We start from the raw sequence: 14,334 nt of genomic DNA, 5'->3' as shown, positions 1-14,334 counted from the left end.
TTGTGGGGAGGTCATGATTTGAGGAACGCGGCGCGCAGGCGCTGGCGGAGCGCGCTGCGCTCGCCGGGGCGCATCGTGCCGAGGGTGCCGCGCTGGGTAGGCGGGATATGGTCGGCGCCGTGCTCGCCGAAGACATGCGCCTCGAACATCGCCCGCCAATAGGCGCGCTCGTGCGGCGGCAGGTGCTTGTAGGTGAGCAGGCTGGCGAGGAAGACATCGTTGGGCTGGTCGAGTCCGACGGCGTCGTCGCCCCACCAATAGTTCACCATCGCGTTGAACGGGCTCAGCGAGCTGACGTGATGCCACCAGTTGCGCGGGATGAAGAGCGCATCGCCGGGATCGAGGAATGCGACGCGGGCGGTGGCCAGCGCATCGGCAAACAGCGGGAAGCGGACGAAGTCCGGTGCCTCGGGATCGACCAGCGATAGCGGCGGGGGATTATCCAGCGGGCCGACATAGAGGTTGGCGACCTGTTCGGGCGGGAAGAGCAGGAAGCGGCGGCGACCGGCGAGGACACAGGCGAGGTTGTGGTCGCGGTCATTGTGCGTGCGGGTATGGACCGGGCCGCCGACCCAGAGGCGCGGGGCGACGTCCGCCGGCAGCAGCGGCATCGGGTTCTGCGCGACGAAGCCGGGCATCTGCGCCGCCAGCGGCAGCATCTGGACCGCGACATGGGGCGCATTCTCTTCCCCGGCGAGGCGCAGGATGCGGTCGAGCGCGTCGCTGAGGCTGGCGCTGCGGCGGCTGAAGTTGAACTCGCGCAGGTCCGCGCCATAGCCGAACTTGCCCTGGGTACGCGCCGGCGCCTCCATCACCGGGACGGGGGCGCCGCGATCATGCCCCTTGAGATAGGCGGCAAGCTCCCCTGCCCCGGCCCGGCCGGCGGCGAGCGCGAGCCAGTGCTCGAACAGCCCCTTGAGGACCATGGGCACGCCGGCCTCGATCAGCTCGGCGAGATCGGCGGGCGGCGGCGCGGCGCGCGCGGCGACGCGCGGCAGGCCGTCGAGCGGGCTGGACTCGGGGTCGGATGCGCGGCGGAGCGGCTCAGGCACGGGCGAGCCATTCGGCCTGGGTGGGCTGGCGCAGCACCTGCTCGCGGACGAAGCCGAGCATGCGGCGGAACTGGGCCTTCACTTCCTCGGGCGGGACGCGGTCGATCGCGGGCGGCCAGCTTTCGGGCTCGACGCCGTGGCCGAGGAACAGCGCGCGCCAGCTGTCCGGCGGGAGATTCTCCTCCTCGAACGGGGGGAGCTCGGCGCGGGCGCGGAACAGCGCGATGGCGTGGGCGAGATCGGGAGAGACCTTGGTCTCGCGGGCAGCCCGCCAGAAGGGTCCGGTGTAGCGCGCTAGCGCATAATGGGCGGACTGGAAGTCGCGGAGACGGTCCAGCGCTTCCGGGGTGACGCGGTTGTACTCGGCGCGCTCGGCCTCGAAGCCGGTGCCGGCCGGGAAATCGGCGAGGAGCTGGACCAGGCTGACTTGGAAGCCGAGCAGGTCGATGCCGTGGACCGGATCGAAGCTGGCGCCGAGCGTGACGCTGTTGCCGGTCCAGGGCTGGGCCGGACGACCGGGCTCGACGGTGCGGATCACCGCGCCGCTTAGCGACAGGCCGACGGCGGCGGTGGCGGCCTGGAGTGCCTGCTCGTCGCTGGCGAGTGCGCTCGACCAGGCATGGGTGACATAGGTCGCCGGGCGGCTCGGGTGGAGCGCGGTCCAGCCGATGGGGCCGGCGCGGTTCTCGGCATAGACCGGGATGTTGGCGAAGGCCGGTGCGGCGGCGGTCAGGACGCGCTCGACCGGAAAATGGTCGCGCCAGCTGTGGAAGGTGCCGCCGCCGATACCTGCGCCGGCATCGACCACCAGATCGGCGGTCAGGCGGCGGCCTTCGCCCAGATCGAGCGCAGTGATGGTCTCGCCCTGGCGTTCGACATTGACCTGCTCGGCGGTGTGGAGCGTCGCGCCGTGGCGGATCGCCGCTTCGCGCAGCAGCCGGGCATAGGGGATGGCCGGCAGGTGATAGCCATAGTCGCAGCGGCCATAGATCGCGTTCTCCTCGTCGGGGAACATGAGCCGGCCCTGCCGCGCGGCAGCGGCGGTGAGCGAGAAATCGTCGAGCGGGACGCCGAGGCCGTAGCGGCGCGCCTTGATCCAATGGGCGAAGAAGTCGCCGTCGCCTATCCGGGCGCCGGCCGAGCCATAGGCGTGGAGGAAGGGCTGAGCCACTACTTTACCCCGGCGAAGGCCGGGGCCCAGACTTGCAGTCTGGGACGCTGAGTCTGGGCCCCGGCCTTCGCCGGGGAGAATATCCGTTTCCAACTCCACGAAGTTCCGGCCGAGCGTCAGGCTCCCCCCGGTGGCGTGGAGCAGGCCGGTCTCGTCGAGGCGGAGCTGGTTGTGCAACGCCTCCAGCGCCGGGAAGGTCGGATAGACATCCGCAGGCGTGAGCGCGCCGGGCAGCTCGACGGCTTCGACCCTCACGCCGGAGGGGCCGAGCCCCCGGGCCAGCGCGGCGGCGGCGAGCCAGAGCGGGGCGTCGCGGCCAGCGACGATCACGGTGAAGGGGGCGGTCATGCCGACACCGCCTGGGTATCGGCCTTGCCGCTGCCGGCCGGGCAATAGCTGGCGATGAACTCGGCATGCCGGGGCAGCGAAGCGGCGTTGGTGACGATGCGCTCCCTGAGATCAGTGAGGCGATCGACGACTTCGTCGAGCGGCAGGCGATCGGCAGCGCGGTCGTGCGTGCGCGGCTCGATCCCCTGCCCGGCCAGCACCGCCAGCCAGCTATCGCGCGAGAACAGGCCGAGCTTGTAGTCGGGTGCGCGGCCGGCGGCTCGGAACAGCTCGATCTTGTGGGCGAGGCTGTCGGGCAGCGCCATGCCGCGGACATGGTCCCAGAGCGGTTCACCGTGGCGGGCGTTCGCGGTGTAGTGGAGCACCAGGAAGTCGCGGGTGCGATCGTAATGGATCTCGTAGAGCCGGTTGAACTCGGCGGCGAGGCGCGGATCGGGGCCGCTGCCGGGCACGGGCATCAGCTTGGCGAGATCGGTGATCGCCGCCTGGATCAGGAAGATGCTGGTCGATTCGAGCGGCTCGAGGAAGCCCGAGGAGAGGCCGATCGCGACGACATTGGCTTCCCAGCCCTTGGCCCGGCGGCCGGCCTGGAAGCGCAAGGTGCGCGGATCGGCGAGCGGGGCGCCGTCGATCGCGCCGAGGATCGTCTCGCGCGCCTGCTCCTCGCTGCAGAAGGCGCTGGAGAAGACATAGCCATTGCCGGTGCGGTGCTGGAGCGGGATGCGCCAGGTCCAGCCGCCGGTCTGGGCCGTGGCGCGGGTATAGGGGGTGATGCCGTCGATACTGGCACAGGGCACGGCCATGGCGCGGTCGCAGGGGAGCCACCGGCTCCAGTCGTGCCAGGCGACGCCCATCGTGTTGCCGAGAAGCAGCGAGCGGAAGCCCGAGCAGTCGATGAACAGGTCGCCTTCGATGCTCGCGCCGGACTGGAGGGTGACGCTCTCGACCAGGCCGCTTTCGGCGTTGCGGGCGACCTCGGTGATCCTGCCTTCGATGCGCCGGACGCCGCGCTGAGTCGCCCAGCCGCGGAGGAACTCGGCATAGAGGCCGGCGTCGAAATGATAGGCGTAGGAGAAGGTCGAGCGGATCGAGCGCGTGTCTTCGTTGGGCAGGTCGAACACGCCTTCGCGGCACATCGCGGCGGCGAAGCTGTATTCGGCCAGTTCGCCGACATCGTGACCGGCGGCGCGGGCGCGCAGCCAGTGGTGCTGGAAGTCGGTGCCGCCCCAGCGCTCGCCGAACACGCCGAAGGGATGGAAATAGCGGCCGCCCGGCTTGTCCCAGCCTACGAACTCGATGCCGAGCTTGAAGCTGCCCTGGGTGGCGCGCAGGAACTCGACCTCGTCGAGCCCGAGCATCGCGTTGAAGTCGCGGATGTGCGGCAGCGTCGCCTCGCCCACCCCGACCGTGCCGATCTCGTCGGATTCGATCAGGGTCAGCGCGTAATCGGTGTTGGGAAGCAGGCGGGTCAGGCCGGCCGCGCACATCCAGCCGGCGGTCCCGCCGCCGACGATGACGACGCGGAGAGGCGTCGCGCTAGGGTTCGACCTGGGCTGCATGGCACCCGCTCGTGAAGAGGAAAAAACTGGCGCCGCCGGGGAATGAAGCCGGCGGCGCCGAGGGGAGTTAGAACTTGAACCGGGCGCCGAACTGGAAGCGCCGGTCGACGCGGCTCCAGTTTGCGTCACGGTAAACAGGCTTGGCGCCCGGCGTCGCCGAGGAGTCGCCGAAGATCTGCTGCTGGAACACCGTGGTGGTGCCGAGCAGGTTCGAGCCTTCGATCGACAGCTCGACCCACTTGGCCAGCGAGAAGCGCAGCGACCCGTCGAGGAAGCCCGCCGCCTTCTGGAACACCGGCAGGCCGATGCAGCAGTCGAGGTTGTTGGTCAGGAAGCGCGAGCGCCAGTTATAGGCGAGACGCATGCCGATCGGGCCCTTCTCGTAGAGCGCCACGGCGTTGAAGGTGTGCTTCGAGATGCCGGCCAGCTGGTGCGAGTCGATCACCACGCCGCGGCCGCCCGAAACGTCGAGGCCCGCGCCGAAGCCGCCGGTGCCTCCGGCATCGAGCGCGCCCTGGGTCACCAGGTTCGAATTGTTGATGCCCGACTGGTCGACAAAGGTGTAGTTCAGCTGGGTGCCGAGGCCACTGAGCACGCCCGGCAGGAAGTCGAAGAAGGTCTGGAACGCGACCTCGACGCCCTTGAGCGTGCCGCCATCGGCCGAGTTGCGCGGACCGCGCATCAGCACCGTCTGGGTCGAGCCGTTGTTGGTGAAGCTGCGCAGGAACTCGCCGTACGAGATCGTGCCGTTGAGCTTCTTGTAGAAGCCGTCGATCGTGAACGAGCTGCTGCGGCCGAAATAATGCTCGAAGGTCAGGTCGAACTGGTCGGCGGTGATCGGCTTGAGCGCCGGGAAGCCCGATTCCGCGCGGAACACGAAGTTGTAGCCGGTGACGGTGCCTGCGCCGTTCTTGATCAGGTACTGCGAGTTGGGCGTGCCGTCGAGGATCGGGCCCTGGATCGAGACGAAGTTGCGCAGCAGGCCGAAGTCCGGCCGCGACATGCCGCGCGAATAGCCGAAGCGGATGAAGCTCTTGTCATCGAGGCCGAGGCGCAGGTTGAAGCTCGGCAGCCAGTTCTCGTAGCTCGACTTGTAGACGTTCGGCGAGCCGCCGCCATTGGCGAAGGCCGAGACCGCCGGGGTGACGAAGCACATCGGGTTGACCACCCAGCCCGCCGGCAGCGGACCGCCGCAGGGGACATAGTTGTTGAAGGTGGTGGTCAGCGGATAGCCGACGCTGCCGTCCGAATCGATGTCGGTGCGGACATAGCGCAGGCCGATATTGCCGCGGATGTTAACGCCACCAATGTCCTTCCCCTCACCGCCGAAGCGGAGCATCGCATAGGCCGCCTTGGTCTTCTCCTTGACGTGCATGATCTCGGACGGGAGGTAGCAGCCGTCGACCGTGCCGGTGCGCGAGCAGATCGGCTCCCAGCCCATCGGCGAGCCGGTGGTGGTGCCGCTGACGCCCTGCACCAGGCGCGCCCGGTCCATCAGCGTGTCGCGGTTCATGTAGACCAGCGGATCATTGGCGTAGACGCCGCCATTGTAGAAGTTGTCGCCGAGCGTGACCGACTCCCACATGCCGGCGCCATAGCCCTTGAACGGCGCATGAGCAGCGTTGCAGGCCGGATAGTTGCCGCCGGTGGTGTTGTCGATGTTGAAGCCCGGACCGTTGCAGTTCCACGAGGCCGCAACCGGCGACCAGTTGAAGGTCGAGTAGCGGACCGTCTGGCTGCGATCGGCATAGCGCACGCCGATCTTCAGCGAGTCCAGCCAGCTGCCTTCGTTGAAGTCATAGGCGACGTCGCCGCGGAAGGCGGTTTCCTTGGCGTCGTTATTCTCCATGTGCGCCTGGATGAACGGCATCCAGTAATTGTGCGGGTTGGAGAGGCCGCCGGTGGCATAGTTCACGTTCGAGCCCGGCAGCAGCTTCACATTGGGCGTGCCGTCGCTGTTCACGCTGTACTGCATGTTGGCCATCGAGCCGACCGCGACGAGAATGTCGTCATTGGTCGTGTTGGCCCAGATGTGCTGGACGTCGAGGTTGACATGGAGCCTCTCGGTCGGATCCCAGCTGATGTTGCCCGACAGGTCCTGAGTGCGCTCGCGGTGATCGAAGTTGCGCGCCTCGTTCTGGAAATAGTTGCCGTCCTGCAGCGTGGTGCAGACCGAGGGCGCGGCGCAATTGTTGACGAAGGGCAGGCCCGGCACAGCCGAACCGGTGTTGATCGCGTCCTGCGTGCTGCTCCAGCTGCCCGCCCAGCTGCCATGCGCCTGGGTCAGCGTGCCCGACTGAAGCATGCCGTCCGGCCCGAAGACGAAGGCCGAGGTGCCCGGCGCCGCGCCGAGGATCGAGCTGGTGCGCGGGAAGAAGGCCGACTTGCCGTACGCATCGCCCTGGAAGATCACGTGGCTTGCACGCTCGAGCCAGGCATTGTGATATTCGCTGTCGTTATACTGGGCGGTCATGCGGAAATTGCCCGCATTGTTCTCATACTGCGCCGCCGCCGAGATGCCGCGGCGGGTGCGGTCGTAATCGACCTGCGAATAGCGGATGCCGTCCGGGATATAGGCCCAGCCCGAGCCGCCGAACGGGTTGGAGGCGCAGGCGACCGAGCCGTCCGCATTGACGATTCCGCCGCCCGAAGCGTTGGTCGAGCCGGTGGTGCAGAAGGTGTCGATCTTGTCCATGATCACGCTCTCGGTGCGCGTGACGACATGGCTGCGGGCGAAATTGGCCATCAGGCCGAAGCGGCCGATCGCGGTATCCCAGGTGTTCGAGATCAGGCCCGAGAACTCGCCGGTCCACTCCTTCGAGCGGGTACCATAGGTCGCCTTGGCATTGCCGGCGATGAGCAGGCCCTTCTGGTCGAACGGCAGGCGGGTGCGCAAATTGACCGTGCCGGCCAGGCCGCCCTCGATCATCTCCGCCGTCTGGTTCTTGTACGCATCGACGCCGGCCATCAGCTCGGGCGAGACGTCGTTGAAGTTGAGGCCGCGATAGCTATCGGCCGAGAAGCTGTCGCGCCCGTTGAACTCGGTGCGGACGAAGGTGAGGCCGCGGATGAGCACGCTGGTCGGCTCGCCCGAGGGGTGCGTGGAGTCGTCGGTCGACTGGAGGCGCGAGGTGGTGATGCCCGGCACGCGCTGGAGCGCGCCCGACACCGAGGTGTCCGGGAAGGCGCCGATATCGGTCGCGGTGATCGAATCGACAACGGTGTCGGAATCGCGCTTGATCGTCTGCGCGCTCTCGAGCGCCTTGCGGACGCCGACGACGACGATCGCGCCGCCGCTATCGTCCTCCTGCACCGTTTCGGATGCGCTGGCCGGCGCGGTCTGCGCCTGGGCAATGCCGGCCAGGCCCATCAGGGCCAAGGCGGCTAGCGAGGCGCTGCCCCGCAGGATCGTGGTCTGCTTCATCTTTCCTCCCTCCGTCGCGCCTTTGCGGCGCTGTTGCATGCAAGACGCCGCGGAGCCCCCGCCCCGCGACGTCGCGTCAGATTTCGTGTCGGTGTGCAAAGGTGCGGATGCGCGAAGGCCGCGCAGGGCATGGCCCCACGCTGTTGCTGCGCATGATCGCAAGCCGGCCGTGCCGCGCTTCCCCCAAGACACCCTCCATCGTGCCAGCCGCGCTCTCCGGCGCGGCCATCCACTGCGAGCTGCCCAGCCCGGGAAGCTCTTTGCGTAACTTTGCGTAAATTGAGCAAAGTCGCAAGAGGGAAATTTTCGAAAATATTTCTGCGATTATCTTATTATAAAATAACGATTTTACTGAGACAAAGCATTCAGAACAGCCTGTCGGCGGGCATGGAATGCGAGTCGCACAGTGCAATTTTGCCTTGCAATCAATGCAAGTTTTGCACAACCTGGCACAGCAATGCAAAGCAGCGCACAGCCTTGCGCCCGCAAAGGGCTATTGCCGGGAGCCGGTGTCGGCGCTGCGTGGAAGCGTGAGCGCGAAGCCGGCCGCGATCAGCAGCGTCGCGGCGGCGAGGACCAGGGCATATTCGGCCTGGCCGTGGAAGACGCGGCCGACCAGCGGCCCGAGCATCGTCGAGGCGACGAGCTGGGGGATCACCAGGAACATGTTGTGGATGCCCATGTACACGCCGGCCTTGCCCGGCGGCACGCTGCCGGCGAGCATGGCATAGGGCATCGACAGGATCGCCGCCCAGGCGAGCCCCACCCCGACCGTCGGCAGCCACAAGGCCATGGGATCGCTGACGAGCAGGAAGCCGACCAGCCCGGCCGCGCCGAAGGCCAGGCACAGCGCATGCGTCGCGCGGCGGCCGAGCCGCTCGCCGATGCCGGGGAGCAGCAGCGCGCCCAGCGCCGCGACGCCGTTATAGCCGGCGAACAGCACCCCCACCCAGTCCGCTGCGGCATTGTATCCCGGCGAGGCCGGGTCGGCGGTGCCGTAATGGCGGAGCGCCAGCGCGGGCACGGTGTAGATCCACATCGCGAACAGACCGTACCAGGTGAAGAACTGGACCACGGCGAGGCGCTTGAGCAGCACGGGCATCGAGCGGATGTCCTCGACGATCTCGAGCATGCCGATCGAGCTGCGGCCGAGCCGGCGCAGGCGGACCACCACCGCCTGGAGCAGTCCGAACAGGAAGCAGATGCCGGCGATGACATAGATTTCGCGCTTCCAGCCGGCGAGCGCGGCGGCGCCGGCGATCCCTGCTCCGGCCACCATCCAGACGATGCCATGGCGGACCAGCGAGGCGGCGCGCTCGGGCGAGAGGACATGCGGCGGCATCGCCGCTTCCGGCAGGCGCGGCGGCGCCGGGCATTCGCGGGTGGTGACGATCGTCCAGGCCACGGCGAAGAGCAGGCAGAAGCCGCCGATATAGAAAGCGGTGCGCACCGACTGGGGCAGCAGGTGCGGCTCGGGCTGGCCGCTGAGCCCCGCCCAATGAACCAGCATCCAGGGCAGCGCCGAGGCGAACACCGCGCCGATGCCGATGAAGAACACCTGCATCGCGAAGCCGGCGGTGCGCTGGCTTTCCGGCACCCGGTCCGCGACCAGCGCGCGGAACGGCTCCATCGCGATGTTGATCGAGGCGGTGAGCACCCAGAGCATCAGACTCGCCGCCCACAGGCTGGTGGCGTTGGGCATCAGGAACAGGGCAAGCGCGGTGCAGACCGCGCCGGCCAGGATATAGGGGCGTCGCCGGCCGAGCGGGCCGCGGGTGCGGTCGCTCAGATGGCCGATGATCGGCTGGACGAGCAGCCCGGTGGCGGGGCCGGCGATCCACAATATCGCAAGGTCGTCGAGCTCGGCGCCCAGGGTCTGGAAGATCCGGCTGGTGTTGACGTTCTGCAGGCCCCAGACGATCTGGATGCCGAGCAGGCCGAAGCACATGTTCCAGATCTGCAGCAGGCGGAGCCGGCCCGTGCCGGGCGCTGGCGTGCAGGCGATGTCGATCGCCTCGCTCTGCCGGCCTGCTTGCAATGCTCCCCCCTCACCGTTCTAAACATGCCGTATTCGGCCTTCCTCAAGCTTGGGCACAATGGGCAGCAGTAGCAACAACAATACGACGCTGGAGGATCTGGCGAAGCTGGCGGGCGTGTCGATCTCGACCGTCTCGCGGGCGCTCAACGATCATCCGCTGATCAGCGCGCGGACCAAGCAGAAGATCTGGGCGCTGGCACGCGACCATGACTATCCCTTCCGCCCATACATGCCGGCCGCGCCGGTGGGGGCCGAGGGGACGATCGTGATCGTCACGCCGTTCATGCGCGGGCGGCCGCTGCCGCTCTCCCACCCCTTCTTCCTCGAGCTGCTCGCCAGCATCGGCGAGGCGGCGCGCGCGCGCGACTGCGACTTCACGGTGAGCCACACCACCCCGGCCAATTACGAGGACCTGGTCGCCACCACCACGACCAGCCGGGCGAGCGGGGTGATCTTCCTCGGCCAGTCGATGCTCCACGACGCGTTCAACCAGCTGACCCAGACCAACGCCAATTTCGTGGTGTGGGGCGCGCAGATGGCGGGGCAGCTCTATTGCTCGATCGGATCGGACAACCAGCTGGGCGGCCGGCGCGCGACGGCGCATCTCGCCCGGCTCGGCCGCAAGGCGATCCTGTTCCTGGGCGGCACCGATCCCGAATCGATGCAGCGCAAGCGCGGCTATGACGAGGCGCTGAAGGAAGCCGGCATCCCGGCCGACCCCAAGCTGGTGGTGCCGGTCGATTTCGAGCTCGAATCGGCCGACGCGGCGGTGAGCCGGCTGCTGCGGCGGCACGTCCATTTTGACGGCATCGTCGCCTCCTCCGACCTGATCGCGCTGGGCGCGATCCGCGCACTACGCCGCGCCGGCGTGTCGGTGCCGAACGAGGTGTCGGTGATGGGCTATGACGACATGCTGCTCGCCCGTCTCTCCACGCCGGCGCTCAGCACGATCCGGCAGGACACGTTCGAGGCGGGGCGTCAGCTGGTCTCGCGCATCCTCGACCCCTCCCCCGATCCCAGCGCGGAGCGCCTGCCGACGGATCTGATCGTACGGGAATCGTGCGGGGCCTAGTTAGCCGCTTCCTCCGTCACCCCGGCCTTGTGCCGGGGTCCACCGGGAGGCGAGCATCAGGCAAGAGGCTCTTGCCGCAAGACGCGCGGCGCCGTGGACCCCGGCACAAGGCCGGGGTGACGATGTAGCGCTCATTGGTGGCTCGACCGGGGAAACCGATTAACCGATTGCCGCCGCGCATGCCGCTCGGCTATGCCCGCGCGACATTCGGCGGAAAAACCGCAATCAGAGGTGAAGGTTAGCTTATGCATGGTGCGGCGCTCGGTTTGATGCGGGAGCGCCGGTTCCTGCCGCTCTTCGTCACCCAGTTCCTCGGCGCGTTCAACGACAATCTGTTCAAGAACGCGATGATCTTCTTCGCGACCTACCAGATCTTCAACTCGGTCGAGGACGAAACCCGGTTCAGCGCGATCGCGACGGGCATCTTCATCCTGCCCTTCTTCCTCTTCTCCGCGCTCGCCGGCCAGCTCGCCGACAGCTACGACAAGGCGAAGATCATGCGGATCATCAAGGCCGCCGAGATCGGCATCATGCTGGTCGGCGCCTCGGGCATCTTCCTCAAGAATCTCGAGCTGATGCTCGCCGCGCTCGTCGGCATGGGCATCCACTCGGCATTCTTCGGCCCGATCAAATACGCGATCCTGCCCCAGCATCTGGAGGAAGACGAAGTGCTGGGCGGCACCGGCATGGTCGAGGCCGGCACCTATATCGCGATCCTGTGCGGCACGATCGCCGGCGGCGTGATCAGTGCCAAGGCCGCGGCGTTCGCGGTGATCGGCGTGGCGCTGGTCGGCTGGCTGGCCTCGCAGCGCATCCCCTCCGCCCCGCCGCTGACCAAGCTCAAGATCGACTACAACATCTTCCGCGCCTCGTGGCGGCTGATCTCGGCCACCATGCACATCCGCCGGCTCTACCTGGCGATCATCGCGATCAGCGTGTTCTGGACGATCGCGGCGGTGCTGGGCGTGCTGTTCCCGCCGCTGGTGAAGAACGTGTTCCACGCCCAGAAGGACGTGGCGAGCGTGTTCCTGGGCATCTTCTCGGTCGGCATCGCGATCGGATCGGTGATCATCAACCGGCTGCTCAAGGGGCATGTGTCGGCCAAGTACGCCGTGCGCTCGGTGCTGACGATGATGATCTTCGTCATCCTGTTCTACTTCACCGCCCGCTTCTGGCCGGTGCATGACGGCCCGCTGCTCAAGACCGCGCATTTCATCACCATGCCGATCGGCTGGGCGGTGCTGGGCCTGTTGCTGGCGATCGCGACCAGCGGCGGCATGTTCGTGGTGCCGCTCTATGCCTTCCTGACCACCACCGTCGACAAGTCGCAGACCGCGCGCACCGTGGCGGCGAACAACATCGTCAACTCGGGCTTCATGGTGTTCGGATCGGTCGGCATCTTCGGGATCAGCAACATCCCGAAGGTCGGCGTCGCCGAGTGCATTCTGGTGGTGGTGCTGCTCTGCCTGGCCTCGGCCTGGTGCGCCCACCGGCTCTACAAGGCCGAGGACGCACCGCACGCACCGGATGTGCTGCCTTGATTTAGGACCGCGCCGCAGCCTTCAGGCAATGAACGTGAAGAAGCAGACGAAGAAGGCGGTGAAGCTCAGTGCGAAGAGCTTCACGTCGCTGTCGTCACGCAACTTGCGCTGCTGCGCCACGGCGCGGCGGACATAGCGGCGGAACGGGTGGCGGCGGGGGGCGTAGCCCTCGAGGACGAGCTGGCGTTGCATGGCCAGCAGTTAACGACTTCTTAACTTTTGCTGCCAGCGCTAGCTTTGGTTAACCGAGTCCAGCAGCGGGACGCCCTTTGGTTACCGGGGCGCGGGCCCCGTGCTCGCCCGTACCATCAGCTTGTGCTCGAGCGTGACGCGCGGCTGGGGCGCGGCGCCACCGAGGATCAGCTCGGCCGCGGCCGAGGCGAGTTCGTGCACCGGCTGGCGGATCGTGGTGAGGGGCGGCCAGACGGCGCGGGCCAGGTCCGAATCGTCGAAGCCGGCGATCGAGAGCTGGCCGGGCACGTCGATGTCGCTCTCATGCGCAGTGGCGAGCGCGCCGGCGGCCATGTCGTCATTGCCGGCGAAGATCGCGGTGGGGCGGTCCTTCAGCGCCAGCAGCTCGCGCGCGGCGGCCGCGCCCGAGGCGAAGTCGTTCTCCGCCGCGACGACCAGTGCGGGATCGAAGGCAATGCCGTGCGCCTCCAGCTCTGCCCGGTAGCCGGCGAGACGATCGGCCGAGGAGGCGTGGCTCTCCAGGCCGCGGATCATAGCGATACGGCGATGGCCGAGCCCGATCAGGTGCGCAGTCAGCTCGCGCGCGGCAACGACGTCGTCCATCGAGGCGGACAGGCCGGCATCCTTGCGGGTGCCCGGCGCGATCCGGACATAGGGCAGCCCGCGCCGGTCGAGCTCGTCGAGCAGGGCCGTCGCCTCGGTCACCGGCGGCGAGAGGATCAGGCCGTCGAGATGCGTCTCGTCGATCAGCGCCAGCACGTTCGAGACGAGATCGGGCGACTGGCTGTCGATCGGCTGGAGCAACAGGCGGTAGCCGAGCTCGGTGCAGCGCTGCTGCGCGCCGGTCTGGACGTGATAGATGTAATAGGGACTGGGATTGTCGTAGAGCAGGCCGACCTGGAAGGACTTGCGCCCGGCTAGCGTGCGAGCGGCGTGGCTCGGGCGGAAGTTGAGCCGGGCGACGACTTCCTCGACACGGCGGCGCGTCTCTTCGCTGACATGCTTTTCATTGTTGAGCACGCGGCTGACGGTCTTGAACGACACGCCTGCGATCTTCGAGACTTCCTTGATCGTCGGACGACTGGACACATGCATTCCCCGCCAGGAGGCAGCCCCGGCCTGCAACAGCCATATTTGACAGCGCTGGCAGTGCGCAAGCACAGATGCTGGACGATGACCCCGGTTCCTCCCCTCTCCGCCGCGGAATGGATCGCCGCACGGCTGCGCCCCGGCACCCGCCGGCCTTTCGTGCTCGGCATCGCCGGCGCGCAGGGCAGCGGCAAGAGCACGGTCGCCCATGCCCTTGCCGCGCGCTTCGGCTGCCCGGTGCTGTCGCTCGACGACCTCTATCTCGACGGCGCGGCGCGGCAGCGGCTCGCCGAGACCGTCCACCCGCTACTGCGCACTCGCGGCGTGCCGGGCACGCACGACGTGACGGCCGGGCTCGCCGCGATCGAGGCGCTGGCGCACGGCCCTGCCCTGCTCCCCCGCTTCGACAAGGCGCGCGACGAGCCCGGCGCGCCCGAGCGGGTCCCCGGCCCGGCCGACATGCTGATCCTCGAAGGCTGGTGCCTGGGCGCGCGGCCGCAAGCGGAGGCGGAACTCTCCGTGCCGGTCAATGCGCTGGAACGCGACCGGGATCCCGACGGGCGCTGGCGGCGCTGGGTCAACGACCAGCTCGCCGGGCCCTATGCGGCGCTGTGGGCGCGGATCGACCAGCTCGTCTTCCTCGAGGCGCCTGGTTTCGAAGTGGTGGCGGACTGGCGGATCGAGCAGGAGCGCAATTCGGGCGGTCCGATGACCGATAACGAGGTCCGCCGCTTCGTCCACTATTATGAGCGGATCACCCGCCACATGCTTGGCCATGCAAGCGGCTGGGCGGACCTGACGCTGCGGCTCGACGTTAACCGGACCCCGATCGCTTGATTTGGATCAAT

10 protein-coding genes are annotated in these 14,334 nt (G+C 67.8%); 3 read left to right on the top strand and 7 right to left on the bottom strand.

What is annotated here, in order from left to right; translation table 11 throughout:
• Positions 1-11 precede the first annotated feature (11 nt).
• The 5 genes from J2W22_RS10740 to J2W22_RS10720 form a co-directional block, all read right to left on the bottom strand.
• Complete coding sequence (locus J2W22_RS10740; RefSeq protein ID WP_307118252.1) at positions 12-1,052, bottom strand: cupin-like domain-containing protein; 1,041 nt, start codon at positions 1,050-1,052, stop codon at positions 12-14.
• Positions 1,045-2,571 (bottom strand): tryptophan 7-halogenase, encoded by a 1,527-nt coding sequence (locus tag J2W22_RS10735; RefSeq protein ID WP_307118251.1) that lies wholly within the window; start codon positions 2,569-2,571, stop codon positions 1,045-1,047. Before J2W22_RS10735 ends, J2W22_RS10740 begins: the two co-directional genes overlap by 8 nt.
• Entirely contained in the window at positions 2,568-4,130 is a 1,563-nt protein-coding gene (locus J2W22_RS10730) for a tryptophan halogenase family protein (RefSeq protein WP_307118250.1), read from the bottom strand. Before J2W22_RS10730 ends, J2W22_RS10735 begins: the two co-directional genes overlap by 4 nt.
• Before the next feature lie 67 nt (positions 4,131-4,197).
• Positions 4,198-7,554: a TonB-dependent receptor gene (locus J2W22_RS10725; RefSeq protein WP_307118249.1), complete on the bottom strand. Its 3,357-nt coding sequence runs from the start codon at positions 7,552-7,554 to the stop codon at positions 4,198-4,200.
• Positions 7,555-8,047: 493 nt separating this feature from the next.
• Complete coding sequence (locus tag J2W22_RS10720; protein WP_307118248.1) at positions 8,048-9,592, bottom strand: MFS transporter; 1,545 nt, start codon at positions 9,590-9,592, stop codon at positions 8,048-8,050.
• 58 nt (positions 9,593-9,650) lie between these two features.
• Between J2W22_RS10720 and J2W22_RS10715 the strand changes: the two genes are divergently transcribed.
• Both J2W22_RS10715 and J2W22_RS10710 read left to right on the top strand, forming a co-directional pair.
• Positions 9,651-10,664: a LacI family DNA-binding transcriptional regulator gene (locus J2W22_RS10715; protein WP_307118247.1), complete on the top strand. Its 1,014-nt coding sequence runs from the start codon at positions 9,651-9,653 to the stop codon at positions 10,662-10,664.
• A gap of 269 nt (positions 10,665-10,933) precedes the next feature.
• On the top strand, positions 10,934-12,205 hold the full coding sequence (locus J2W22_RS10710; RefSeq protein WP_373422968.1) for an MFS transporter: 1,272 nt from the start codon (positions 10,934-10,936) through the stop codon (positions 12,203-12,205).
• Between the two features lie 21 nt (positions 12,206-12,226).
• Here the strand turns inward: J2W22_RS10710 and J2W22_RS10705 are convergent, their stop codons facing one another.
• Complete coding sequence (locus tag J2W22_RS10705) at positions 12,227-12,397, bottom strand: hypothetical protein (protein ID WP_183994034.1); 171 nt, start codon at positions 12,395-12,397, stop codon at positions 12,227-12,229.
• An 81-nt stretch (positions 12,398-12,478) separates the two neighbouring features.
• On the bottom strand, positions 12,479-13,486 hold the full coding sequence (locus J2W22_RS10700) for a LacI family DNA-binding transcriptional regulator (protein ID WP_307118245.1): 1,008 nt from the start codon (positions 13,484-13,486) through the stop codon (positions 12,479-12,481).
• Positions 13,487-13,570: 84 nt separating this feature from the next.
• On the opposite strand from J2W22_RS10700, the gene J2W22_RS10695 reads away from it, so the two are divergent.
• A complete protein-coding gene (locus tag J2W22_RS10695; protein WP_307118244.1) occupies positions 13,571-14,323 on the top strand; it encodes a kinase in 753 nt (250 codons plus the stop codon).
• The last annotated feature ends 11 nt before the right edge of the window (positions 14,324-14,334 follow it).

This window comes from Sphingomonas kyeonggiensis, from assembly GCF_030812785.1.
GTDB lineage: Bacteria > Pseudomonadota > Alphaproteobacteria > Sphingomonadales > Sphingomonadaceae > Sphingomonas > Sphingomonas kyeonggiensis_B.
The sequence above is the reverse complement of the archived record's forward strand: the minus strand, read 5'-3'. Positions and strand labels throughout refer to the sequence as shown.